The organism is Aliiglaciecola sp. 3_MG-2023, assembly GCF_030548205.1.
GTDB lineage: Bacteria > Pseudomonadota > Gammaproteobacteria > Enterobacterales > Alteromonadaceae > Aliiglaciecola.
On record NZ_JAUORV010000004.1, the window covers coordinates 172,536 to 198,998 of the forward strand.

At 42.4% G+C, this 26,463-nt stretch carries 22 protein-coding genes; 3 read left to right on the plus strand and 19 right to left on the minus strand.

Features of this window, described 5'->3' with window-relative positions; all coding sequences use genetic code 11:
- The first annotated feature begins 331 nt into the window (after positions 1 to 331).
- Entirely contained in the window at positions 332 to 2,416 is a 2,085-nt protein-coding gene (locus Q4574_RS06060; RefSeq protein ID WP_303472594.1) for a trypsin-like serine protease, read from the plus strand.
- Here Q4574_RS06060 and mazG read toward each other — a convergent pair.
- Genes mazG through Q4574_RS06095 form a run of 7 tightly spaced genes read right to left on the minus strand, consistent with a single transcriptional unit; the run spans position 2,405 to position 8,985 of the window.
- Positions 2,405 to 3,241 (minus strand): nucleoside triphosphate pyrophosphohydrolase, encoded by an 837-nt coding sequence (gene mazG / locus Q4574_RS06065; RefSeq protein ID WP_303472596.1) that lies wholly within the window; start codon positions 3,239 to 3,241, stop codon positions 2,405 to 2,407. The genes Q4574_RS06060 and mazG overlap by 12 nt on opposite strands.
- Positions 3,219 to 5,375 carry a GTP diphosphokinase gene (gene relA, locus Q4574_RS06070; protein WP_303472597.1) on the minus strand — a complete coding sequence of 719 codons (2,157 nt, stop codon included), beginning with the start codon at positions 5,373 to 5,375 and terminating at the stop codon, positions 3,219 to 3,221. The genes mazG and relA overlap by 23 nt, the downstream gene beginning before the upstream one ends.
- Positions 5,376 to 5,393: 18 nt before the next feature.
- Entirely contained in the window at positions 5,394 to 6,848 is a 1,455-nt protein-coding gene (gene rlmD, locus Q4574_RS06075) for a 23S rRNA (uracil(1939)-C(5))-methyltransferase RlmD (RefSeq protein WP_303472599.1), read from the minus strand.
- A gap of 2 nt (positions 6,849 to 6,850) precedes the next feature.
- The gene (gene acpS / locus Q4574_RS06080; protein WP_303472601.1) at positions 6,851 to 7,234 is read right to left on the minus strand and encodes a holo-ACP synthase; all 384 of its coding nucleotides are present in this window, start codon (positions 7,232 to 7,234) and stop codon (positions 6,851 to 6,853) included.
- A 1-nt stretch (position 7,235) separates the two neighbouring features.
- A complete protein-coding gene (gene pdxJ / locus Q4574_RS06085) occupies positions 7,236 to 7,967 on the minus strand; it encodes a pyridoxine 5'-phosphate synthase (protein ID WP_303472603.1) in 732 nt (243 codons plus the stop codon).
- Positions 7,964 to 8,692: a DNA repair protein RecO gene (recO, locus tag Q4574_RS06090; RefSeq protein ID WP_303472605.1), complete on the minus strand. Its 729-nt coding sequence runs from the start codon at positions 8,690 to 8,692 to the stop codon at positions 7,964 to 7,966. The genes pdxJ and recO overlap by 4 nt, the downstream gene beginning before the upstream one ends.
- 11 nt (positions 8,693 to 8,703) lie before the next feature.
- Complete coding sequence (locus Q4574_RS06095; protein WP_216046961.1) at positions 8,704 to 8,985, minus strand: hypothetical protein; 282 nt, start codon at positions 8,983 to 8,985, stop codon at positions 8,704 to 8,706.
- A gap of 294 nt (positions 8,986 to 9,279) precedes the next feature.
- Here Q4574_RS06095 and Q4574_RS06100 point away from each other — a divergent pair, with 294 nt between their 5' ends.
- Positions 9,280 to 10,740, plus strand: a complete 1,461-nt coding sequence (locus tag Q4574_RS06100; RefSeq protein ID WP_303472607.1) for a sensor domain-containing diguanylate cyclase — start codon at positions 9,280 to 9,282, stop codon at positions 10,738 to 10,740.
- Between the two features lie 118 nt (positions 10,741 to 10,858).
- Positions 10,859 to 11,509: a hypothetical protein gene (locus Q4574_RS06105; RefSeq protein ID WP_303472608.1), complete on the plus strand. Its 651-nt coding sequence runs from the start codon at positions 10,859 to 10,861 to the stop codon at positions 11,507 to 11,509.
- Here Q4574_RS06105 and mutT read toward each other — a convergent pair.
- From mutT to murD, 12 genes are all read right to left on the minus strand, one after another.
- On the minus strand, positions 11,484 to 11,873 hold the full coding sequence (mutT, locus tag Q4574_RS06110) for an 8-oxo-dGTP diphosphatase MutT (protein ID WP_303472609.1): 390 nt from the start codon (positions 11,871 to 11,873) through the stop codon (positions 11,484 to 11,486). The genes Q4574_RS06105 and mutT overlap by 26 nt on opposite strands.
- Positions 11,874 to 11,929: 56 nt before the next feature.
- Positions 11,930 to 14,650, minus strand: coding sequence for a preprotein translocase subunit SecA (gene secA / locus Q4574_RS06115; protein ID WP_303472610.1), 2,721 nt, complete (start codon positions 14,648 to 14,650; stop codon positions 11,930 to 11,932).
- Between the two features lie 87 nt (positions 14,651 to 14,737).
- Positions 14,738 to 15,640: a M23 family metallopeptidase gene (locus Q4574_RS06120; protein WP_303472611.1), complete on the minus strand. Its 903-nt coding sequence runs from the start codon at positions 15,638 to 15,640 to the stop codon at positions 14,738 to 14,740.
- 283 nt (positions 15,641 to 15,923) lie between these two features.
- Positions 15,924 to 16,838 carry a UDP-3-O-acyl-N-acetylglucosamine deacetylase gene (gene lpxC / locus Q4574_RS06125; RefSeq protein ID WP_303472612.1) on the minus strand — a complete coding sequence of 305 codons (915 nt, stop codon included), beginning with the start codon at positions 16,836 to 16,838 and terminating at the stop codon, positions 15,924 to 15,926.
- Between the two features lie 289 nt (positions 16,839 to 17,127).
- A complete protein-coding gene (gene ftsZ, locus Q4574_RS06130; protein ID WP_303472614.1) occupies positions 17,128 to 18,294 on the minus strand; it encodes a cell division protein FtsZ in 1,167 nt (388 codons plus the stop codon).
- A gap of 84 nt (positions 18,295 to 18,378) precedes the next feature.
- The gene (gene ftsA, locus Q4574_RS06135) at positions 18,379 to 19,608 is read right to left on the minus strand and encodes a cell division protein FtsA (protein ID WP_303472615.1); all 1,230 of its coding nucleotides are present in this window, start codon (positions 19,606 to 19,608) and stop codon (positions 18,379 to 18,381) included.
- Positions 19,609 to 19,629: 21 nt separating this feature from the next.
- A complete protein-coding gene (locus tag Q4574_RS06140) occupies positions 19,630 to 20,376 on the minus strand; it encodes a cell division protein FtsQ/DivIB (RefSeq protein ID WP_303472617.1) in 747 nt (248 codons plus the stop codon).
- Complete coding sequence (locus tag Q4574_RS06145) at positions 20,376 to 21,323, minus strand: D-alanine--D-alanine ligase (protein ID WP_303472619.1); 948 nt, start codon at positions 21,321 to 21,323, stop codon at positions 20,376 to 20,378. Before Q4574_RS06145 ends, Q4574_RS06140 begins: the two co-directional genes overlap by 1 nt.
- Complete coding sequence (gene murC, locus Q4574_RS06150) at positions 21,320 to 22,774, minus strand: UDP-N-acetylmuramate--L-alanine ligase (RefSeq protein WP_303472620.1); 1,455 nt, start codon at positions 22,772 to 22,774, stop codon at positions 21,320 to 21,322. The genes Q4574_RS06145 and murC overlap by 4 nt, the downstream gene beginning before the upstream one ends.
- On the minus strand, positions 22,771 to 23,850 hold the full coding sequence (gene murG / locus Q4574_RS06155) for an undecaprenyldiphospho-muramoylpentapeptide beta-N-acetylglucosaminyltransferase (protein ID WP_303472844.1): 1,080 nt from the start codon (positions 23,848 to 23,850) through the stop codon (positions 22,771 to 22,773). The genes murC and murG overlap by 4 nt, the downstream gene beginning before the upstream one ends.
- Positions 23,851 to 23,855: 5 nt before the next feature.
- Positions 23,856 to 25,130 (minus strand): cell division protein FtsW, encoded by a 1,275-nt coding sequence (ftsW, locus tag Q4574_RS06160; RefSeq protein ID WP_303472846.1) that lies wholly within the window; start codon positions 25,128 to 25,130, stop codon positions 23,856 to 23,858.
- A gap of 20 nt (positions 25,131 to 25,150) precedes the next feature.
- On the minus strand, positions 25,151 to 26,455 hold the full coding sequence (gene murD / locus Q4574_RS06165; RefSeq protein ID WP_303472622.1) for a UDP-N-acetylmuramoyl-L-alanine--D-glutamate ligase: 1,305 nt from the start codon (positions 26,453 to 26,455) through the stop codon (positions 25,151 to 25,153).
- Positions 26,456 to 26,463: the final 8 nt, after the last annotated feature.

Genomic DNA, 26,463 nt, shown 5'->3' on the forward strand with positions numbered 1-26,463 from the left:
ATACAGAAGTTTTCATAAAACGCGAGAGGGTATTGCAAGTTTTTTAGTCAATTAGGACAATCAATTCATATTCAGTTCATTTAAGTTAGTCCATTGTATGGGCTAATACTTTTCAAACGTCAGTAATCTGTTCTAGTAAAGTGTGTAATTCGGCATTAAATCACGGATAATTCCCTCGGTAACAGGAGCGGAATTAGTGAATTGAGTTTGTTTAATATATATTGCTCATCACAATTAAACCTTAGATTATTTCCGAGGTCATAACTCGCACTGTTCAAGAAAAGTCTAGTATTTAGTGTGAGAGTACAACGTTTCTATTGGAGTCCGTTAGATGAAGTACAATAAGTTGGTTTTGTTGGTCATTGCCAGCATTCAAATGAACCTGGCCATGGCAACCAGCCTACGCTCAGAGCAAATCGAATTGAGTCAACAACAAGGTAGTAATTCAAAAAGCTCCGCTATCAGCCCACTTATTGTTGGTGGTTCCTCTGCAGATGAAGGGGAATACCCGTTTATGTCGGCATTGGTGATAGTGGGCTCAGAAATTGAAACTAGGGTAACAATAAACAGTATTGGATATGACTCCGACGCTTTTGGATTTGGACCAGATGGCGAAGCAGCGGGTACTTTGGTTGATTGCGGTATTGGTGATTCACAATGTGAAGGGGTAAGCAATAACATATGTTTGATTGAACGAGGCGATATCAACTTCTCTGAAAAAGCACTAAATTGTGAATCCGGCGGAGGCATAGGTGTCATTATTTATAATAACGTCGAGGGTGCTTTAGAATCGGGCACATTAGGAGATGATTTTAGTGGCAACATTCCGGTTGTGGCAATCTCACAAGAAGATGGACAGGCACTCTTAGAATTGGACAATGCCACCGCAAGTATTTCTTCCACCACCCTAGCAGGTACTAGTCAAGATGTGGTTTGTGGAGCAACCTTCTTAGGGGAACAATGGGTGTTAACCGCTGCCCACTGTGTAGACTCGGAATTTGCCGATCAATATCAAGTTAATGTGGGTGAGTACAACCTCACAGATGGAGCCGAGGAAGCTATCGCCATTAAGCGTATTTATTCCCACCCCAATTATGATTCAGAATCGTTTGACAATGATGTAGCCCTAATTGAGCTGGTTGAAACTGTGGATGCTACAGCCATTCAACTTGCCGATGCAGACACCACCGACCAATTGGCCATCGAAAATACCATTGCCACCTCAATTGGTTGGGGCGGTCGCACTGGCTATCTACCCAATGAAGGTCCTACCGGCAACTTTCCAGATATATTGCAAGAAGTAGAACTGCCGTTACTTTCCAATACACAATGCCGAAGTGAACTAGCTAGTTCACAAGGGATCAATACGTTCAGTACAGGCATTACTGAACAAATGATTTGTGCTGCACTAGACTCAGGCGGTGCAAGCGCTTGCCAAGGAGATAGTGGCGGTCCTTTGTTTGTTGAAAGCAGTTCTGGTCCTTTGCAAGTAGGTATAACGAGTTGGGGAATAGGCTGCGCTGCAGAAGGTTACCCTGGCGTATACGCCAGAGTGGGCGCGTTACTCGATTTTATCGATGCCACCCGGTCAGGTGTGGGCATTACCGGAAATTCAGATATCACCAATTCCCCTGTTAATGTAGCTATTGAGCAGGAATTCACGGTTACTAATAATTCTAATAGTACCATAATGCCAACCATCAGCTTATCGAATGACAGTGACTTTAGTATCGATAGTTCTCAATGCACAACCTTAACAGCTCAGCAAAGTTGCCAGTTAGTCGTGACCTTCAATGCACAAACACAGGGGGCTAAAACTGCCACCATCACCATTGCTTCTGACGTCCAAGATATCCCAACGGGTTCAATCAATATTCAAGGTTATGCCGTTGGCGCTGCCTCTGAATTAGCAAGCTCCATAGGCACGCAAAGTTCAGCAGTGAGCATCTACAGTGGCGGTGATGTGTCCTGGCGTACTAACTCCGTCGGCGGAGTGGTTAGCGGCAATATATCCGGTAACGAAGAAAGTATCCTCATCGCCGCTATTGAAGGTGCTGGCACATTGGATTTTGAGTGGGCAGTATCGTCAGAAGAAAATGAAGATGAGCCAAGTGAGCCTTTTGACGCACTTTACTTATTGGTAAACGGTGAAGAAATCGAATTTATTTCTGGGGAAGTGGATTATACCAGTCAAACTATTTCACTATCTGAAGGCACTAACCTAGTAGAGATATCCTATCGTAAAGACTTTAATGTCTCAGACGGCGATGACCAAGGAAAAGTACGTAATTTCGTATTTACGCCAACAACGCCGGTAAGTGAACCCACTAATACCAGCTCAGGTGGTGGCGGAACTATGACTTGGTTACTTTTACTGTTATTTGCTGGAATAGGTGTGCGAAGACTAACTTTTTAAATGTTTGACCTTTTGCCAGATGGCTTCCATCTGGCTAAGGGTGGTATCTGGAAGGGCGGTATTCTGCTCAGCAAAATGCTGCTCTACCTTTGCAAAGCGCCCCGCGAATTTGTGGTTCGCTTTTCTAAGCGCAGTTTCTGGATTCACATTTAAATGCCGCGATAAATTTACCACTGCAAATAGCAAGTCTCCCATTTCCTCTTCGATACGATGCTGATCTTTAGGTTGTTGTTCAAGTTCTTCCATAACTTCAGCGATTTCTTCTTCTACTTTTTCCACCACAGGCGCAACATTAGGCCAATCAAATCCCACTTTGGCGCAGGCTTTTTGAATTTTATCGGCAACCATAAGAGGCGACATTCCCATTGGGATATTTTGCAAAATACTGGTTGACTCTTGTGCGCCCTTTTGGGCTCGTTCTTGTTGTTTGATTGCATCCCAGTTAAGACTAACCTGCTCAGCAGAAAGGTCTGTTTTTTCTGCAAACACGTGGGGATGACGACGTACTAACTTATCGCTAATTGTGCGTGCAATTTCTTCAAAATCAAACGCTTGCTGCTCTTTTCCTAACTGCGCATAGAACACAACCTGAAACAGTAGATCACCTAACTCATCTTGAATATCCTGCATGCTGCCATGTTCAATGGCATCGGCCACTTCATACGCTTCTTCAATGGTAAAAGGGACTATTGATTCGAAATTTTGCTGTTTATCCCAGGGACAACCCGTATCGGGATCACGTAGTTGCGCCATAATCTTAAGCAAACGCGCGACCTGGGGATAGCGCCCCTGATCATCCGACTCACTTGTCGAGCCTGATAACATCAGTTACTCCTTTAACCTGTTGCAATCTGGCGATGGTTCTAGACAAACTAGTAAGATCTTTGATTTCCAAGGATACCTTAATTTTCGCCGTTTGATCTTTAGTGTTGCTCAAACTGTTTACACCCAATAAGGTTACTTTATCATTCGCCAATACAGTGGTGATATCTCGTAATATGCCGTCTCGGTCAGATGTGTGCACATCAAGGTCAGTTTGAAAGCTGGCTCTTAAATCATTGGCCCAATTAACTTCAATTTCTCGCTCTGGATGTTGCTCTAACAAGTGACTCAATTGCTCACAGTTTTCCCGATGAACACTGATCCCTCTTCCCATGGTGATATAGCCTTGTATTGCATCACCGGGTAATGGCTGACAACATTTGGCAATTTGACTCATGAGATTGCCCACTCCTTCTACCACTATGCTGTCTGTGGTACCTTTGGCGGGTTTACTTTGGGTCGTTTTAACCCTGGGGTCAATTTCCGGTGGTGGCGCATCAAGTTGTTGTAAATAGTTAACCACCTGCATAATACGCAGATCACCGCCGCCGATGGCAGCATAGAGATCCTCAACCTGATTCATATTGAAGCGTTCGCAGGCTTTAGTTGCATCTTTTAGTACCAAATTAGCTTTCGAAAGTTCTCGCTCTAATAACTCTTTACCGGCTTGAAGGTTCTTCTCTTTATCTTGCTTTTTAAACCAAGTATGAATTTTGGCCCTTGCTCTAGATGAATGCACATAACCCAAACTTGGATGCATCCAATCACGACTAGGGTTAAGGTTCTTACCGGTTAATACTTCAACCTGATCACCGGTTTGCAACTGATAAGTGAAGGTGACAATGCGGCCATTTACTTTAGCGCCATTACAGCGATGACCCACATTACTGTGAATATAATAGGCGAAATCTAGTGGGGTTGAACCAAGGGGTAAATCAATGACATCACCCTTAGGAGTAAATACATAAACCCTATCATCGAAGACCTGACTGCGTAACTCTTCAACCAGGTCTCCTGATTCTGCCACTTCTTCTTGCCACAACAGGATTTTACGCAACCAATTAATTTTATCTTCATAAGCAGAACGCTCTGAACTCACCCCTTCTTTATATTTCCAGTGAGCTGCAATACCCAATTCAGCATCCTGATGCATTTGTTCCGTGCGAATTTGGATTTCTACGGGGCGCTCTTCAGGGCCACGAACCACTGTGTGAATGGATTGATAACCATTTGGCTTAGGAGTAGCGATATAGTCATCAAATTCACTGGGTATATGTTTAAAAAGTGAATGGACGATCCCCAAAGCGCTATAACAATCTTGCAGTCTTTCAGCGATGATCCGCACAGCTCGAATGTCAAAGAGTTGCTCAAAGGACAAATGCTTTTTCTGCATTTTTTTCCATATGCTGTAAATATGTTTGGGACGTCCGTAGACTTTTACCTTGATATTCGCATTATCCATTTCAGTTTGTAAATTACTCACAAACTCTTCGATATAATGTTGTCTGTCAGTCCGCTTCTCGTCTAATAAATTAGCGATTTTTTTATAGGTTTCTGGGTGCAAGTAGCGAAATGAAAGATCTTCAATTTCCCATTTGAGCTGGCCAATCCCTAACCTATTGGCAAGGGGAGCGTAAATTGTTGAGCATTCCCGTGCAACTATGACCCGAGTTTCTTCTTCTGCGGTTTTCATTTTCTGAAGGGTACAAATACGTTCGGCTAACTTGATTAACACTGTACGAACATCTTCGACCATGGCTAACAACATGCGGCGAATATTGTCTATTTGTGCTTCGTCAGCCTTCTTGCTACTTCGACTGTGTAACGATTTAATGGCATCCATTCGACGCACACCGGAAATTAAGTGGCGAACTCCTTTGCCAAACTCTTCTTCTATTTGATCGTCATCTAACCCATGGACTTCACAGTAGGGATACACCAACGATGCTTGCAGCGTTTCATCATCCATGTTCAACTCATGGAGAATTTCCACCATTTCTTGACCCACCAGCAAAATTTCTGGCGACTCAGAGGTATCCCGCAGTTTTTGTTTAGTCTTCTCCGACAGATTCAAGCAATCAAGCCATTTATCAAATGTAGGTCTTTGAGGTTGATGAACTGTTCGGATTGAAACCATAGTAATAGCCCAGTAGAGTTACTTTCGTTTATTCAGAGGCACAAATAATGCCATCAATTCAGTGTGCGCAGTTTGCGGAAACATATCCATCACACTTAACTTATCTAACCGATAATTTTTTTCAATTAAATGTGCCGCATCTCGAGCAAAAGTAGCAGGATTACAGGAAACATATAAAATATGAGATGGCTGCAAATCTGCTAACTGCTTAACAACCGCCAATGCACCTTCTCTTGCTGGATCAAGTAACACTTTATTGCAGCTTTTCATTTGACCATGAGCTGACAATTTAGTGCTGTTTAAATCTGCATGGATGAAATGACAATTGGTTAGTTCGTTAATGGTTGCATTATGTTGGGCTCTTTGCACCATTTTAGGTACACCTTCCACACCAATTAAGGTTTTACATTGCTCAGCAATAGGTAAACTAAAATTACCAATTCCACAGAACAAATCCAATACTAGATCATTTTTTCCTAAAGCTAACCAGCCAATTGCCTGCTCAACCATTTGCTGATTGACCTGGCTATTTACCTGCACAAAGTCATCATTGTGGACTTGCAAACTCAAGTTTTCATTTATTTCGTAGGTTAATTGCTTGTCTGGCTGGGTGGCGAAATCTTGCGTGTTATGTTTATCTTCGATAAGTAACTGCACATTATATTGTTCAGCAAATTCACGACATAACTGCCGATCTTGTTGGCTTAATGTGTGAATTGTGCGGATACAAACTTGCACGCCATTGTCTCCATTAAGCAAACTAACGTGACCAATATTCAACGGTGTTTGCAACTGAGCAAACATTAACTGCAATGGCTCAATCAGACATTCCAGTGCTTGGTTAAGCACGGGGCACTGTTGCAGATTAAATATTTTATTACTACCTTTGCTTCTAAAGCCGAGTTTTAGGGCATCCGGATTCCTTGCATCCACAGATAAACGTGTTTTACGCCTATAACCTATCGGGGCAGAGTGTAGTGCGGTCTGCCAATTTAACTCCCCTTGCTTATCACTGAATTTACGTGACTTTTTGTTTTTTCCACCACGAGATGCTTTACTGAGTCCCCGTTTAGGCTGAGCAGCAGATTGATTAGAGTCTAAGGCGGTATGTAAGATAAGATTTTGAATTGCAGATTGCTTAAATTGCAACATGGCATCGGTTTGACAATGCTGGGTTTGGCATCCACCACAAATATCAACATGTTGGCAAAAGGGTGTTTGTCGATATTCCGACGCCTCAACAATGTTTACTAACCGACCATGACAAACCTTACCGCGATCTTCTGTAATTTCCACCTCTACAACTTCACCGGGTAAAACACCTTCGACAAAGATAAGAGGATCATGATCGCCACTGATCCCTTGCGCCAAATGATCAAGTTGGGCAATAGTGACCGTTACTTTCTGACCAATTAGCTGGCTATTGGATGCAGCTTTCTTTTTATTTTTTTTCGGCGAATAAAAGTTAACCATGGTTATATACTTTGCTCCAAAATCACTGTCGCCATTGCATAATGTTGTTCGTCGGAAATAGAGACCAACGCATTGTTGATGCCTCGCTGCTCGCACAGTTTCGCAAAGTGCCCATTAAATTGAATAACCGGCTGCCCTAACTCACTATTGGTAATTTCAATTTGTTGCCACCCCACACCATTCCCTATGCCCGTCCCTAGGGCCTTGACTGCCGCTTCTTTGGCAGCAAAACGTTTAGCTAAGTAACGGCAAGGAAAAGGGTGCTCCCGATAAATCTGCATTTCAGTGCTGGTTAAAATACGTAACGGCAAGCGATCGGATTTTTCTAACAGCTTTTCTAATCGAGCAATTTCGATGATGTCTGTGCCCAACCCTAAAACCGCCAACTTAACCCCTTGCCTCTAACATCAGTCGTTTCATATCGGCAACTGCATTGGCTAGTCCGTCAAATGCTGCTCGAGCAATAATTGCATGGCCAATATTCAATTCAATAATTTCGTTAAGTGCCGCTATAGGTTTAACATTGTGATAATGCAATCCATGGCCTGCGTTCACTTTTAACCCCAAAGAATGGGCGTAACTGATCCCCGTTTTCAGTTTTTCCAACTCAACTAACATTTGCTGTTCGCTGCTCGCTTCTGCATATTGGCCTGTATGTATTTCAATATAAGGTGCCCCCGCTTTTAGCGCTGCATCGATTTGACTCTTTTCGGCATCAATAAAAAGTGATACCTGGATATTTTGCTCCCCTAATCGCCCACAAGCATCGGTTAGCTTGCTAATATTGCCGGCCACATCTAGACCACCTTCGGTGGTTAATTCTTGCCTTTTTTCAGGCACTAAACAGCAAAACTCTGGTTGTGTCTGCACAGCAATATCGAGCATTTCTTCGGTCACCGCCATTTCTAAATTCAAGCGGGTATTAATGGTTTCCCGTAATAATCTTACGTCACGGTCTTTTATATGTCTGCGATCTTCACGTAAATGAACAGTGATCCCATCGGCACCCGCGCGTTCGGCAATATCAGCGGCATGCACCGGATCAGGGTATTGGGTTCCTCGCGCATTTCGCAATGTGGCTATGTGATCAATATTCACACCCAAAAAGATATCACTCATTCAGTTCGCTCCAATTTAATAAATAATTCTCTGCTTTTTAATGGTTTTTCACCAAGAATGGGTTTAAACGCCATCCGTGTAACTCGTTTTGCAACGAGTAAACTTTGTTTATCCCAAATGAATCTAGCGACATTTTCTAAATCTTTTCCTAAGAAACAGTTTGCGGTGCGTTGCACCTGATTTAGTCGCTGAAACCCATGGTCATTGATAAAACTATAATAGCTATTTGACTCCAGTTTGTCGCCAGTATGACAATCTGCTTGCCAATCAAATCCATATCCAATGTTATTAATCAAACTAATTTCAAACTCACGCAATACCACTTCAATGGATTCCTGCTTGGCTAAACGAAGTAAGCTCGCCATATAGAGATCATACACTTCTGGGTATGATACCTCTTTTGGTAAAACACGATTCAGTAATTCATTTAAATACATTGCGGAAAACAAAACTGGGCCGTTTAATAAAAACGCCCTGGCATCACCTTCAATCTGAGTAAGATTCTTTAGCTCATGTCTTCCGCTGAAAGAAACAAGTAAAGGTTGGAATGGCTGTATTAAACTCTTTTTCTCATTGGATTTAGTACTCTTACCGCCTCTTACTCCACGACAGATCGCTGAAACGCGCCCTTGTTGTTTAGTAAAGAAATCGACGATAAAACTAGTTTCTCTATATTCTCTTCGATGAAGAACTAACCCGTTGAGCATTGCGTTTGGCTCAGCCATCGCCAAAATTCCTAAGCTATTTTGATTCGAACTACTTTCATCGCTTCAAATTCTATTCCCGCAACAGTCTCGACTATTGGATAATAAGTAAGGTTCACCTGACAACCATTGAGATTTTTGTATTGCTTTTTACGTCTAAATTTAAAAGGCACATCTTGTCCTTCAACCATCACTGTATTCATGATCCAGTCTTCATCTTTGCGTTGTACATGAGAAACTACTTTCATCATCTCAGAATGAATCAAATTATCATGTTTATCCAGTAGCTTGGAAATGTTGGATTTGGCCATAATCTTCTTAGTCTAAATGTTTAAGGTAAATAAAGGGTAACCAAAGCTAAGTAAAGGTACTTAAAGGCGAAATATTACCTCTTTATTCGCCTCTTCTATGGTTGCAGCAAGGCTATAATACCATTTACCGCATAAAAATGGACAATATTACGCAAACACCAGTTAACACGTTTCTGTAAAAGTACTTGCGTCAAGAAAGAGCTCTTATACACATGGATTAATTTTTATACTAAAGTTGAATGGTCTTTAGAGGTGGTTTTGTTAAGATACGGGCTCTTCAATACCTAGGCTAAAGTAATGTTTCAGAAGTGGCGAATATACTTCAAGAATAAGTTTATAGTCGCCATTGTTGCATTCATTTTTGCAGTGGCGCTTAGTGCAACGATTTCGCTTTTAAAATCAGTGGAAAGGCAAAGTCTATTAGAACAGGAAAGCCTTACTCCAGCTTTAAATCTAATTTCCGAAGAAATCATCAAACCTCTCTATGTTGCCGAAACGATAGCGCGCGCCTCAAATCTTAAAAGCTTAATGAGCAACCCCGTGCTCGATGAAGTCGCTCTTAAACAGACATTGCAGCAGCTTTCAGAAGAGTTTAGAGTCGGTTTTTTTGTTGCCAATGAGAATAACCGAACCCAGTATAATTCAGATGGCTCAACTCTGGCTTTAGATATGAATAAAGTGGAGTGGTATTTCCGGGCCATGTATACAAACCAGGAAATTGTTGGTGTACTCGGCAATCGAGACGATATTCGTATTTATTACGATGTGAAAGTGCATAACGACAACGGCGAGTTTCTTGGATTCATCGGACTCAATAAAAAGCTAACCACCTTTCTTAGTGCATTTGATAACTTTAAAAAGGAATTTGGTTATGACTTTGTTTTTGTGGATCACAATAACAACGTTGTACTGTCATCAGATTCTAATATAGTGGCTGACGGCAAACGCATCTTGCAACTAAATCAACTACCTTGGTATGCCCCCTATATAACCAAATATAATGATACTCAGGAACACCACAATTTCCTTGTGGAGGTAGCGGGAGAAGACTTCCTTATTGCTCAAGCAAACTTTGAGTCGTTAAACTGGAAAATGTTTCTAATCAATCCGTTAAAGGTGCGTCAAACTGCAACAACTGAAGACTTTGTTTTGCAAACGGCTTATATATCCATCGCCATATTTACTGCAATTTTAATTATCTGGTTAATGGGTAAGTCGTTACAGGGTGAATTTGCAAGACGACACCAAATAGATCCCTTAACTCAACTTCCTAATAGAGCCCACCTAGCATGGCACTATGAAAAATTTGCCAGACTAAACAAGTCGATTGCAGTGATAATGGTGGACTTAGATCACTTTAAGAATATAAACGATACCTACGGCCATAGCATCGGTGATAAAGCACTGTGTGAAGTTGCAAATTTACTGAAATCTTTACTCAGAGATATCGATATTGTTGCTAGATGGGGTGGAGAAGAATTCGTTATTCTCCTCCCTGCCGCTGATATAACCATTGCCAACCATATTGCCGACAGAGCCCGAAAGGTGATAGCTAAACATATTTTTACTGCGAATAATAAAGTGGTACAAATTACAGCGAGTTTAGGGGTAAGTGCAGACACCGGTAAATCAAATTTAATGCAATTGATTAATAATGCGGATGCAGCCTTGTATAAAGCCAAGAAAAGCGGACGAAATAAAGTCTGTACAGGCAGCATTACGGCAATCAATGAGCATAAAAAACAAGCTAACTCATGAGTAAACACATCAACCTAACGTACAATCAATCTGACTTACCTGTTGATTTGTATTACTAACCCGAAGCCTTTGATATACTCAGCGTCTATAAAAACAGCGTATTTTCAAAGGCGATGAAGTGGTTAAACCAATCTGGCGTAAAATAGTTTTAGTGTGTTGTGTTCAACTTTTAATGGCTTGTCAGCAAGAACCAGCTAAAACCGATGCTATGTTGTTCAGAGAAGCAACCATAACCAAAGCCCAAGTTCCACTCGACAAAGCCCTTAAGATACTCACCCCAGAAGTACAAAACCAGCCAATGGCCAATCTCGATAGCTTCATTGTTGCTAATCAAGGGTTACGTGACGCCCGACAAGTCTATGCAAATAACAATATAACCCATTATCAAGACAATAAATTAAATGAGTTAGAAGGAATTATTCATGCCGTAGAGCCTGAGCTTGTATCACAAGCAAAGGAACTATTGAATCAAACTGTTGATAAAACCGTTGAACTGCGCACGGAAATTGAAGAGGCAAAAAACCAACCTTACAGTGCGCGGGGAAATGATACTGCGCAATTAGTCGAATTTCTTGGCAAACAGTATAACCAAGATGTTAAAGAGTGTTGTTTGAAACAACTATCGCAAATTGATCAGTTACTTAAAGATAAAACCAAAGAACATAGAGCGTTAATCATTCTAATTCGCTCAATCAATCAAGAACTCGCCCAGGTCATTAAGCAAAAAGACTATGCGCAAAAACTCAAAAATCAGATTCAAGCTTTTTAATAATAGCTCGGTTGGCGTCGGGAAAAGTCAAATTACCTAGCTTGTTAATGGCAATCCACTGGGTAAGTTGCCCCTCTTTTCCAGAAGGTTCATTGCTGAATTGCTCAATAACTTGAATATGCAGACGTACTTGTTTGTCGCCATAGTCATGTTCAATTAACATAAACTCTGACTGTGAAGTCACCTCTATACCAACTTCTTCAAGTAGCTCCCGTGACGTAGCCTGCTCAACGCTTTCACCGGCTTCGATTTTCCCTCCCGGAAACTCCCACAAGCCTCCTTGGTGCAAATCATCAGCCCGTTTACTGATAAATATTAGGTCACCACGCTTAATGACCCCCACTGCAACGTCTACAATTTTCATTTGCTATTTCCCACAAAAAAAGGGCAATAAAGCCCTTTTTGTTTATCAAATAGTGCTTAGCTTAATTTACCGTGGCACTGTTTGTACTTTTTGCCTGAGCCGCAAGGACAAGGGTCATTACGACCTACTTTAGCGCCTTCACGCACTGTCGTTGTAGGCCCTGCAGCAGGGCTTTGCTCTGGTTCATCTACCGATTCATGTTCATAACTTTTTTTAACTTCGTCTGCTTGTCTGCGCTGTTCTTCAACGGCTTCAACATCAGATTCGGCTTTCACTCGTACTTTGCTAAGTATATTAATCACTTCAACTTTGAGATTTTCTAGCATTTCAGAAAAGAGTTGGAAAGATTCGCGCTTATATTCCTGCTTAGGATTTTTCTGAGCATAGCCCCGTAAATGAATACCTTGACGTAGATGGTCCATCGCCGCTAAATGTTCTTTCCAAGCACTGTCGAGGTTTTGCAACATCACGGCTTTTTCAAATTGACGCATTACGTCTGGGCCCACGGCCTCTTCTTTTTCTTTATAGGCATCGTTCACACTAGTGTGAATCTGCTCACGAAGTTTTTCTTCAAATAACTTGTCGTCTTCATCAAGCCATTTTTGTATGGGCAATTCCAATAAGAAATCCCCTTGAATACGCTCTTCGAGGCCAGCAACATCCCACATTTCTTCGAGAGATTGGGGGGGAATGTACTCGTCAATTACACTACTAACGACATCTTCCCGTATCGCCTGAATCGTCTCACTGATATCACCTTCATCTAACAACTCATTACGTTGTTCGTAGATAACTTTCCGTTGGTCATTGGCTACATCATCATATTCTAACAACTGCTTACGCATATCGAAGTTACGGCCTTCAACTTTGCGCTGGGCATTTTCGATAGCACGCGTTACCCACGGATGCTCAATTGCTTCACCGTGTTCCATGCCTAAGCGCTTCATCATATTGCCCATTTTTTCAGAGGCAAAAATGCGCATTAATGCATCTTCTAAGGATAAGTAAAAACGAGAAGAACCTGGGTCACCTTGACGACCAGAACGACCACGTAACTGGTTATCAATACGTCGTGATTCATGACGTTCTGTACCAATAATATGGAGACCACCGGCATCAAGTACTTTTTTATGATCTTCTTCCCACTGCGCTTTAATCTTTGCCACTTTCTCAGGTTTAGGATCGTGAATTTTAGCAATTTCAGATTGCCAGTTACCACCTAACACGATATCTGTTCCACGACCGGCCATGTTGGTGGCGATTGTTACCGCTCCAGGGCGTCCCGCTTGGGCGACAATATCCGCTTCACGTAAATGTTGTTTGGCGTTCAATACTTCATGGGGAATTTTCGCTTTCTTCAAAACCCGCGACAGTAGCTCAGAGTTTTCGATGGAAACGGTACCTACCAAAGTAGGTTGTCCACGCTTAACACATTCTTTTATGTCTTCTACTATAGCTTCATACTTTTCTTCAGCTGTTAAGTAAATTAAATCAGCTTTATCGTCACGAAGCATGGGTTTATTGGTCGGTATTACCACCGTTTCCAAACCATAGATATGGTTAAACTCAAATGCTTCGGTATCTGCAGTTCCTGTCATACCCGCCAATTTTTCGTATAGTCGGAAGTAATTCTGGAATGTAATAGAAGCAAGGGTTTGGTTTTCATTTTGAATTTTCACACCTTCTTTAGCTTCAACAGCTTGGTGTAATCCTTCTGACCAGCGACGCCCTTCCATAGTTCGGCCAGTATGCTCATCAACGATGACGATTTCATCACCATTAACAATGTAGTCGACATCTTTACTGAATAGTTTATGGGCTCTCAAAGCAGCGTTAACATGATGCAATAACGAGATATTTGAGGCCGCAAATAAGGACTCATCTTCTGGTAAAATACCATTGCGCTGTAAAATTTCTTCTACATGTACTTGACCACGTTCAGTCAGATGAATTTGTTTACCTTTTTCATCTATAGTGAAGTCCCCTTCACCTTCGCGTCCAGCTTCGTCACCTTCTTTATCTTCATCTGCTTGCTGAATTAGCTCAGGGATAATTAAGTTAATTTGACGATATAGTTCCGAACTATCTTCTGCTTGCCCAGAGATAATTAAGGGTGTTCTAGCTTCATCGATAAGGATTGAGTCAACTTCGTCTATTACTGCAAAGTACAGTTTCTTTTGTACTCTATCATTGGGACTGAACGCCATATTGTCGCGCAAATAATCGAAGCCAAATTCATTATTAGTACCATAGGTAATATCAGCGGCGTAAGCTTCTTTTTTCTCAGCATGAGACATACCAGGAACGTTACAACCCACGGTCATTCCTAAGAATTCAAATAACGGACGACTCCAGTCAGCATCACGTTTGGCCAGGTAGTCGTTGACCGTAATAACATGCACACCTTTACCGGATAAACCATTTAAGTAAGCAGGTAACGTCGAGGTTAAGGTTTTACCCTCACCTGTACGCATTTCAGCGATTTTACCTTCATGCAGTACCTGTCCACCCACCATTTGCACATCAAAATGACGCATGGAGAAAACTCGCTTACTGGCTTCTCTTACAACCGCAAAAGCTTCAATCAAGATATCATCTAAACTTGCACCGTCTTCAATGCGTTGCTTAAACTCTACCGTTTTCCCTTTAAGTTGCTCATCATCTAAGGCTTCGAGTTCAGGCTCTAGGGCATTAATTTCTACAACACGTTTGTTAAGTTTTTTTAACAGGCGGTCATTACGACTACCGAAAATTTTTCTGAATATACTCGAAAACATCGCTTTAAAGCTTCCAATCTAATAGAGAGATAAAACAATCGGCTCCCAATGGAGCCGATTTTCAAAATTACGTGGTTAAATTAGTTATCACTTTCGATAAACATAGGGCAACGGGTCTTGCTGCTTACCATTTTTAATCACTTCGTAATGTACATGAACGCCTGTTGAACGTCCGGTACTACCCATAAGGGCTATTTCCTGACCTTTGGTGACCACATCCCCAATCTTAACACTTATGCCTTGATTATGACCATAACGAGTAACCAAACCATTACCATGATCAATTTCTACCAATTGGCCATAACCATAACGTTCGCCTGCCCAAGTCACTAAACCAGCGCCGGTAGACACAACGGCATCGCCTTGTTTACCAGCGAAATCTAAACCTTTATGCATGGTTGGCAGGCCGCTAAAGGGGTCTTTTCTGACACCGTAATAAGAAGATAACCAACCAGAAGTAATAGGACGACCTTCTAAATGAGTCTGTTGGTCTATATGGTGATTCATCATGATAGATTCAAGGGCAGCGAGTTGTTGAGTTTTACTATCTAAACTCTCAAGCATGGAGTCCATGCGTTCTAACAGCTCATTACTGCCTTCAATAGTAATCACTGAATCTGTAATAGGACCACCAAGGTTATCCAATTCCTGAAAGCCAAATTCGTCTTGATTTAAGCCTGCCTGTTCAACCAATCTGGCGCCCAGAGCATTCACTCGTTGAATCTGACTCTGTACATCAGCCAAGTTAAGCATGATGCCAGCCAACTGTTGTTGTGTTGCAGATTTTAGTTCTGTTACGTCTCGTTGTTGCTCAATAAAGCCACTTTTTGCATACTCAATGCGAGCATGAGACTCATTTATTTTGTGATCCGTCCGGCTTGAAAGCATAACCAGCCCGCATACCAAAACAAAGCCGACAACCAATCGTTGCTTACCTATATGATAGGAAAACTCCGTTGATTTGCCTTTATAATGTAGTGTTAAACTCATGTAAGGTATTCTCGTGATTTTTTAGCTGCAGTGGATTCTAAACCTGATAGCCTTATGTTGATAGCTATATTAGGTATCCAGAATCAACCTAAGCGTTTACTTTTCATACAGTTCAAATTGGCTTTTTGTTAGTAATTTTGTGCCAATACCCATATCGTTTTTTCTAACCCCAAACAATACCTTGTAGAACATAAGGTTATCAAGGTATTTATATGAGGTGTTTGATTCTTTTTGCAGTTACTAAACTAAAAAATGCCGCAAAGGCGGCATTTTTATATAAAAGCTAATTCGCTAATACTGCTGGTGCAAAATGAATGGGGACTTCATCTTGATTTTCGTAGGTAACATATTCCCAACAGTTTTGGTCGTTTAACATCGCATTCAGCAATTTATTATTTAGACCATGACCTGACTTGTAGGCTCTTAATTCGCCAACAATGCTATGGGCACCTAGATACAAATCACCTACTGCATCGAGAATTTTGTGTTTCAAAAACTCATCTTGATAGCGCAAACCTTCAGGGTTTAACACACGGTATTCATCTAAGGCAACCGCATTTTCCATGCTGCCACCTAGTGCCAGGTTATTAGCATTCATGTATTCAAAGTCGCGCATGAAACCAAAGGTTCTCGCACGGCTCACCTGATCAACGTAAGAGGATGCGTCAAAATCCAATACAATGTGCTGACGAGTTTGACTAATAACCGGGTGTTCAAAGTCGATTTTAAAGTCTACTTTGAAGCCATCGTAGGGATGAAACTCAGCCCACTTATCACCGTCTTCAACACGAATGTGTTTGGTAATACGAATGAATTTTTTGGGTGCATTTAACTCTTCAATACCAGCCGATTGCAGCAAGAAAATGAACGGACTCGCGCTGCCGTCCATAATCGGAAGTTCATTACTGTCAACTTCAACAATAATGTTATCGATGCCTAAACCGGCTAAGGCTGATGATAAATGCTCAACCGTATAGATAGATACCCCGTCCGCATTACTCAGACAGGTACACAGCACTGTATCGCCTACTGCATTCGCTTTAGCAGGAATATCCACATGAGGCTCAAGATCGATGCGGCGAAATACAATTCCCGTATTCGCCGGCGCAGGCCGGAGAGTCATGGAGACCTTTTCACCTTTGTGCAGACCTATCCCTGTTTCTTGCACAGCATGTTTGATTGTGCGTTGCTTTATCATCTAAACGTTGCCTATCCAAAAACATTAATCAGCTAAAAACCGGCGCGTAGTATACTGACCAGCTGGTCTAATGTCAAAAAACTGTCATATTTGTTATGCAGTGCTTTTTGCATCAACCCCATCACTTTATCAATGACCAAGTGTTCACACTATCTCAGATGAGACGTGAACCATGGGATAAGTGATCAAGCACAGTATAACCCCTCGCGTTTTTACGCTCTCAAAATTCGCTACTAACTATGTAGCTACGACCTCACAAACGTCGAAAAATTCACTTTACGACGAAAAATCAGTCAGCTTGCTTTCGCAAAAAAGCAGGAATATCCAAATACTCATAATCTGTATTGGCTTCCGTTTTTTCTTCGGTAGCAACCGCTTTATTCATATCGGTAGCAGTGTTGCCAATGCGATCACCGCTATCAGGCTGCAGTTTGAACTGCTTCGCTTCAGCTGAAACCCGTGAACCTTGACTACTAACCAATGAAATATCAGGTTTACGTTCTGCACCAATACCGGTTGCAACAACAGTAACTCGTAGCTCGTCAGTCATTTCCATATCAATAACAGTACCCACAACCACTGTTGCATTTTCAGATGCAAATGCTTTAACTGCGTTACCAACAGTTTCAAATTCATCGATAGCAAAGTCTGGTCCAGCCGTAATATTTACAAGAATACCGCGAGCGCCAGTTAGGTCGATATCTTCCAACAACGGACTTGCAATCGCAGCTTCGGATGCTTCTTCCGCTCGGTCTTCACCGGTGCCAGAACCACTGCCCATCATTGCCGTGCCCATTTCAGACATCACTGTTTTCACGTCTGCAAAGTCAACGTTAATTAAACCTGGGCGCGTAATTAGCTCAGCAATCCCCTGAACCGCACCGCGTAACACGTCATTTGCAGCACTAAAGGCTTGCAGTAAAGGCGTGCCTCTTCCCATTACTTTCAGTAATTTTTCGTTCGGGATCGTAATCAGTGAATCGACATATTTTGTCAACTCTTCAATGCCCTGCTCAGCAAATTCAATGCGTTTTTTACCTTCAAACGGAAAAGGCTTAGTAACAACAGCAACGGTCAAAATACCTAATTCTTTTGCTACTTTAGCGACTTCAGGTGCCGCCCCCGTACCTGTACCGCCGCCCATACCAGCAGTAATAAAAACCATGTCAGCACCTTCAAGGGCTTGACGGATGGTTTCGCTATCTTCTTCTGCTGCTTGACGTCCGATATTTGGATTAGCGCCCGCTCCCAAACCTTTAGTGACGCCTGAGCCTATTTGTAAGGTCACATTGGCAGAAGAACTGCGTAACACCTGAGCATCAGTATTTACAGCGATAAACTCTACACCTTCAATACTTTGAGACACCATGTGCTCAATTGCATTTCCACCGCCACCGCCGACGCCGATGACCTTTATGACAGCTTCTTCGCTGTGACTATCCATTAATTCAAACATTATTTTTCTCCGATTTTTGCGCGATAGAACGTAAGAAATAAGTACTTACGGTCAATTTTTTAAGATCCCGAGATTTTTCCATCCTCAGAATTCCCCCTTAAACCAACTTTGAACACGATGCCATAATCCTTCGCTGGACCCAGCTTTTTGCGCAGATTTCGATTGCATGGATTCTTTGCCATATTGCAACAACCCAATTGCGGTTGCGAAACTCGCATCTTCAACGTATTCAGATAAACCTTTCATGCCGATTGGTTCTCCAACTCGAACAGGCATTTGAAACAACTCTTCTGCAAATTCTACGGCACCTTCCATTTTTGCCGAACCGCCAGTTAAAACGATTCCAGCGGCAATTTGCTCTTCTAATCCACTGGATTTGATCTCTTCATGGATCAATTCAAACAACTCCTGATAACGAGGCTCAATGACCTCTGCTAGCGTGTGTCTTGACATCATTCTGGCTGGACGTCCACCCACGCTAGGGACTTGTATTTGTTCTTCCATACTGACCATGTCACGCAATGCGCAGGCATAGTTTATTTTTATCTCTTCAGCATGGTTTATTGGTGTTCTAAATATTTTAGCGATATCACTAGTAATTTGGTTCCCAGCTACCGGAATAACCGCGGTATGACGTATTGCACCGTCGGTGTAGACCACCATATCTATAGTTCCACCACCAATATCAACGACACAAACCCCCAATTCCTTTTCATCATCAGTTAACACCGCATAACTGGATGCAAGGGCTGAAAATATCATTTGGTCAGCATTGAGTTCGCAGCGCTCTACACATTTCACCAAATTTTTAGCCATATCATCGGCGCAGGTTATAATGTGTGCTCTAGCTTCCATCCGGACACCAGACATACCAATCGGATTTTTTATCCCTTCTTGTACATCAATGGTGTATTCCTGGGGCAGCACGTGTAACAACCGACGCTCCAACGCAATGGGTACTGAACGCGCTGCATGGACCACATTATCAACATCGTCTTGTGTCACTTCCTGATTATTTATCGGTACCATACCGCTTTCGTTTTGGCACTTTACATGACGGCCAGATATCGACATAAATACCGACGATACTCGACAGTCAGCCATTAACTCCATTTCGCCTACCGCTCGTTGCACAGACTGCACAAGTAAGTTCAAATCGTTGACGCCGCCCTTATCCATACCTTTGGCTGAATGCGTACCAACACCGACAATGCTCACATCACCGTCGTCGAGAATTTCCCCAACCACAGCTTTGACTTTACTTGTGCCCATGTCTAAGCCAACGATTAGATTTCTTTCTGTTACCTTAGACATATTATTTGCTACCCACTTTAACTAACTCTCTTGTTCATTTGTTGATGCGCTTTTCCATCCCACGGCTAATCCCGTGTCATAACGCAAATCAATATAATCTACTTGTTTATCTTGCTTTTTTAACAACGGATAAACATCTACAAAACGTTGTAATCTATCTACATATTCCGAGCGTCCGAGATTAAGTCGAATGCCATTTTCAAGTCGTAAATTCCAAGCAAAACGTTCACTTAGATATAATTCATCAATGCGCAAACTGGCTGAGTTGAGTAATGTTTGCATATCACGATATCCATTTAACGCTGTTTCCTCACTGCCACTTGGCCCGAATAAATCTGGCAATACTTCATTTGGCAATTGAGCTGCGAACCTTTCACCATATTGATTTAACAATGCATCTTTATTCCATCTCGCGCTGGCTATCTCTTCCACTACATGAATATTGAGACTATTCGGCCAACGCTTTCGTACTGATGCTCTATGCACCCAAGGCAATGCCTCAATTTCCTGATGCAATCGATCAACATCAACTTCAAAAAAACTTTCTGGATGTTTTGAACGAATGGTATTTTCAATCAATTCATCCTCAATATTTATTCTCTTCCCACTGACAATAACTTGCTGAATGGGTGCTCGCTGGGCATCTTCCAACCAACTATCTAACCACCAAATGGCGTACACTAGAGCTAGCAGCACAATTGCCAAAAACACCATTCCCACTATTTGATAGCGAGTATTTGGTTGGCTTGTGACAGCGAGTGATTGCATTAATGTTCATCCGCCGTTTTCAATATGGCTAACACTAATTGCTCAAAAGTCATTCCAGCCTGTTTTGCCGCCATGGGTACTAAACTTTTTTCAGTCATACCAGGAACAGTATTCGCTTCTAATAAATAGAATTGACCACTTTGGTCACACATAAAATCAATCCGCCCCCATCCAATGCCAGACACAGCATGGAAAGCTTCAAGAGCTAACCTACCCAGCCTATTTTCTTCTTCTACAGATAACCCGCTGGGGCAAAAATACTGAGTTGAATCAGAAAGATACTTGGCATCATAATCATAAAAAGTATGGGGTGTAGACATACGAATCGATGGTAGTGCGCTACCATTTAAAATTGTCACTGTGTATTCTGAACCATGGATAAAGCGCTCTAACAAGACGCTATCATCATAATTAAATGCGTCTTGAATGGCCGCTTCTAATTGTGCAGCATTGCTTACTTTGGTCATCCCTATGCTGGAACCTTCCTGCGCAGGCTTGACCATCACTGTGTCCCCTAATTCGTCCATTATAACCTTGCAAGATCGCGCATCAAAGCTACTTTTCTCTGCAATTTGATAATTTGCTGTAGGTAACCCTAAAGTTTGCCAAATTTGCTTAGTTTTAATTTTGTCCATGGCCAAGGCAGAGCCTAATACACCACTTCCGGTATAAGGTAAATTGAGGACTTGCAATGCACCTTGCATACTGCCATCTTCCCCTCCCCGACCATGCAGCATAATGAGCACGCGCTCAAATCCTTGGCTAACAAGCTCAGTAATTGCCTGTTCTGCAGGGTCAAATTTATGGGCATCAACGCCAGCAGTTTGCAACGCGTTAAGAACCGCATTTCCGGAAAGCAAAGAAACTTTGCGTTCCGCAGAGTGACCACCAAACAAAACGGCCACCTTACCAAACTGCTTTACATCAATGTTTAGTCCATCTGTCATTGCGCACTTCCGACATTCATTTTTTCTTTATTTAATTCAACGGACTGCAAATACTTGGCAATCTGACCAATATTTCCGGCACCTTGTGTCATTAACACGTCTTGGTCCCTCAAGGCTTCGGATAGTAACTTGGGTAGCTCATCTTTATCGGCTACGTAAATAGGCTCGATTTGCCCCCGTTGTCTGATAGAGCGGCACAATGCCTTACTATCAGCACCTTCTATAGCGGCCTCTCCAGCGGAATATACTTCAAGTAACAGAAGACAATCGACCTGAGAAAGCACACGCACAAAGTCTTCGTATAAATCTCGAGTACGGGTAAAACGATGTGGTTGATAAGCCATGACCAAGCGTTTGTCTGGCCAATTGTTACGGGCAACGGCAATAGTTGCAGCAACTTCAGTAGGATGATGACCATAATCATCAACCAATATTACTTCACCGTCACCGGTCTCAAAGCAACCTAATTGCTCAAAACGTCGCCCAATTCCTTCAAAAGCGCCTAAAGCATCAACAATTGCCTGATCGTCAACACCTTCATCAGTCGCAACCGCAATAGCCGATAACGCATTTAGAATGTTGTGTTTACCCGCGATATTTAACGTCACTTGTAAGTCTGAGCGCCCAGAACGCTTGGCGATAAAACGACTCTGATTAAACCCCATTTCAATATTGACGGCGCGCACATCCGCTTGCTCTTCAATACCGTAAGTCATCACTTTACGTCCGACTCTAGGTAGAAGTGCGCGCACCACAGGATCGTCAACGCACATTACTGCCAATCCATAAAAGGGTAAGTTATGTAAAAAATCTAAGTAAGTGTCTTGCATTCGTTGGAAATCACCGTCATAGGTTTCCATGTGATCCGCTTCAATGTTGGTCACAATTGAAACCATGGGTTGCAAGTGCACAAAAGATGCATCACTTTCATCCGCTTCAGCGATTAAATAACGACTGCTACCCAATTTAGCATTGGTGCCGGCACTATTTAGCAGCCCACCAATCACGAAAGTAGGGTCGAGTTCAGCTTGAGCAAATATAGTGGCTAATAAGCTTGTTGTGGTTGTTTTACCATGGGTACCCGCTACTGCGATCCCATGGCGGAAACGCATAAGTTCAGCCAACATTTCGGCGCGGCGAATGACGGGAATGCGTGCCTCTTTGGCGGCTATAATTTCAGGGTTAGTATGATCAATGGCACTGGAAACTACCACCACATTGGCGTTTTCAATATTTTCCTGACGATGGCCGATAAAGACTTTAGCCCCCTTGCTTTGTAAGCGCTGGGTCATACCGTTATTTTGTTGATCTGAACCCGAAATGGCATAACCTTCATTTAATAGTACTTCCGCAATGCCACCCATACCAGCACCACCAATTCCAATAAAATGAATTTGTTTTATGCGGCGCATTTCAGGTACATGATAGTTCGCTTTATCAGGCTTAATCATGAAGCTTCTCCCCCCAGCGTGGCACAAATATCACTAACGGTTTTAGTTGCTTGAGGTTTGGCCAGCGATCTCGCTTTTTGCCCCATTGTTACTCGACTTTCTCCGTCGTTTACTAGTTGTTGGATAATAACTTTCAAACCACCTTCTTCTAATTGAGGTTGAGGTAATAAAACCGCTGCATGATGATCCACTAATGCCCGGGCATTCATGGTTTGATGATCATCCACAGCATGTGGTAAAGGAACAAATATCGCCGCCACACCGACCATGGCAACCTCTGCAACAGTCAATGCACCGGCTCGGCAAATAACGACATCAGCCCAGGCATAGGCTTCAGCCATATCATCAATAAACTCGGTAACCTGCCAGTTATCACTGTTTGGCCACACTTGTTGATAAGTGTCTGTCACTGATTGTTGATGGCCTTTACCCGTTTGATGGCGCACTTGCGCGTTAGTAATCTCAGCCAAAGCTGGCGGTACATGCGTATTAAGGGCACTGGCTCCCAAAGAACCGCCGACAATAAGAATATGACACTTACCTTGATTAGCTTGTTTTGCCGGTAAATTAGCGAAATCACTTCTGACGGGGTTGCCCACCCAATTGTATTTGTTAGCAGACTGCTTTCCAAAAGCCTGATTAAAACCAGTCAATACTCGCTTAGCAAACTTGGCAAGGACTTTATTGGTTAGTCCAGGTAATGCATTTTGTTCATGGACAACCAAAGGTATGCCTCGGATCCACGCGGCAATGCCTCCAGGTCCACTCGCAAATCCCCCCATGCCTAAAACGACATCAGGATTAATTTGCTTAATAACTTTCAAAGCTTGGTAAACCGAATGAATCACTTGGAAAGGCGCTTTGAGTAAGCGGAGGATCCCATTGCCACGCACTCCGGCAACGTCAATAAAACTAATATCGAATCCTTCTTTGGGAACAATATCTGCTTCCATACGCGCTGCCGTGCCTAGCCAGTGGATGTGCCAATTGCGTTGCTGCAACTCTTTTGCCACGGCAATGCCAGGAAAAACATGTCCACCCGTTCCACCTGCCATAATCAGAATGGTTTTGTTCATGTCATTCATTCTGCCACCCCTTCTTCATTATGAGGGGCCGCTTCGGCAAGCAGTTTTTTGACTTTAGACTTGGCCTTGTTGACTTTTTTCTTTGAACCTTTGCTCATGGCTTGAACGCCATCAACTCGAATTTCAAAATCAATTCGAATTAAAATTGCTACGGCAACCGCCATGACAATAAGGCTTGAACCACCGTAACTAACCAACGGCAGTGTTAACCCTTTGGTCGGTAAAATCCCTGCACTGGCACCGACATTTACAGCAGTTTGGAAACTGAACCAAATGCCAATGGCATACGCTAGATAGCCATCATAGGGACGTTCAGCTTTTAATGCTAAATTACCTAGTTTCAGTGCCTTGTATACCAATGCAAATAACAGAATTAACACGCAGACAACACCCATAAAACCAAATTCTTCGGCTAAAATAGCAACGATAAAGTCGGTATGTGCTTCAGGAAGAAACTCAAGTTTCTGCAAGCTGTTTCCTAATCCTTGACCAAACCAATCACCACGCCCGTAAGCCATTAATGACTGGGTTAATTGATAACCCGCACCAAAAGGGTCTTCCCAGGGCTTTAGGAAAGAACTCATTCGTTCTACTCGATAGTCAGCCGTTAAAATTAACGCCGTAATCAAGGCAAGCCCGGTAAACACTAGACCAAAAAACTGCCATAATTTTGCACCGGCTAAAAACAGTAAACCTAAGGTGGTGGCAAACATCACAACCACTGTGCCCAAATCGGGTTGTAGCAGGATTAAAAATGCCAACACAAAAAACACCACTAGAGGTTTCATAAAACCTTTAAGGTTTTCTGTTACTTCTTCGTATCTGCGCACCATATAGCCTGCCAAATAACAAAAGAAAAATAACTTAGCTAACTCAGCAACCTGAATGGTAATAGGCCCGACTACCAGCCAGCGACGACTACCATTTACTGTGCGCCCTACAAACAGCACCAAAATGAGTAAAACGACGGCCGATAACAGTAACCAAGGGTTACTCACTCGCCACCATTGCATGGGAATTTGCATCACAATACAGGCCGCCACTCCGGCTAAGCACAAATATATGCCGTGACGAATAGCAAAATGAAAGGGATTATCAAATAAACGCGCAGCCACAGGCATGGAAGCTGAAGTGACAATCACTAAACCAATGGCCATCAACGCAATGCTGATCAGAATAAAGTTCACATCAAACGCTTTTCCGTCGATTTGTTTGCCATCATGACGCTGAGAAAACATTCTACGCAACATGGAATCGTTTTGTGTGTTCATTGTCGTTGTTCTGCTTTCACTCATTGGGTGACCTCCAGAACACTTTGTTTGAATACATCGCCACGATGTTGATAGTTATCAAACATATCCAAACTTGCACAAGCAGGCGATAGCAAAACAATATCACCACTTTCGACAATGCCATTTGCAAAGGTCACAGCCTCTAATAAATCAGCGACTTCAATACTTCCTGGTTTTAAAGACGCTAGTTCCCTGCCGTCTTTACCTAAGGTAATTAATAGATCGACATCAGCCAACAACATGGGTTGTAATTCAGTGAAATTAGCTTTTTTACCGTCGCCACCAGCAATTAATATAAGTTTGCTGTCTCCTCTATTTTTGAGGCTTTGCAGTGCAGCGATAGTAGCGCCAATATTGGTTGCCTTGGAATCATTGATCCAACGCACATTGCGGTTTTCACTGACTAATTCAAACCTATGCGGTAGGCCAGTAAACATACCTACAGCTTGTACAATCGCAGCTTGCTTTACTCCCAATGGCATAACACAAGCGATGGCCGCTTGAATATTCAAAATATTATGCAAACCTTTTAGCGCACATTGTTGAGCAGAAATAAAATCTTCACCATCTAGGATAATGTTTTCTGCTGGAGCATCCCAACTGATCCCCACTGGCGAATGACTCAAACCAAAGCTGTTTTTAGGTTGATAATTTTGTGGCCATGTTTTTACATCATCTCGATTAGCGATACAAAATTCAGCATTTTGATAGATGCGTTGTTTAGCATCCGCATAAGCGCTAAAAGTCAGATGACGGTCAATATGATCTTCGCTCACATTCAAAATGGTAGCGCAAACTGGGGTTAACGAATGCAGTAACTCAAGCTGGAAACTAGATAATTCAAGGACTAAATATTCGGCACCACAATCCAGTAAATCCAACACTGGTGTACCTATATTCCCGCCCATTTGCGCTTTCATACCAGCGCAATTTAGCATCTCAGTGACCAAACAAGTGACTGTAGATTTTCCGTTAGATCCGGTAATGGCAATGACTGGGATAGTGTTAAAGCGTGCAAATAACTCCACATCTCCAATCACCTCTACCCCCGCATCTTGGGCGTTTTGAAATTCCTTCGCGTTTGGATTTACCCCAGGGCTTAACACAACTAAATCAGCGTTTAATAACACCTCTTGATTGAAGTCACCACTGAGGGTCTGAATTCCACTAGGCAATTCAACTGGATTACGATCCATGCCAATTACCTTAGCCCCCTGAGCATTTAAAAACGCCACGCACGACTTGCCGGTCAGTCCTAAACCAACCACAACAACTTGCATGTGTTTTAAATCAGGGGTTTGCATAACCTTTG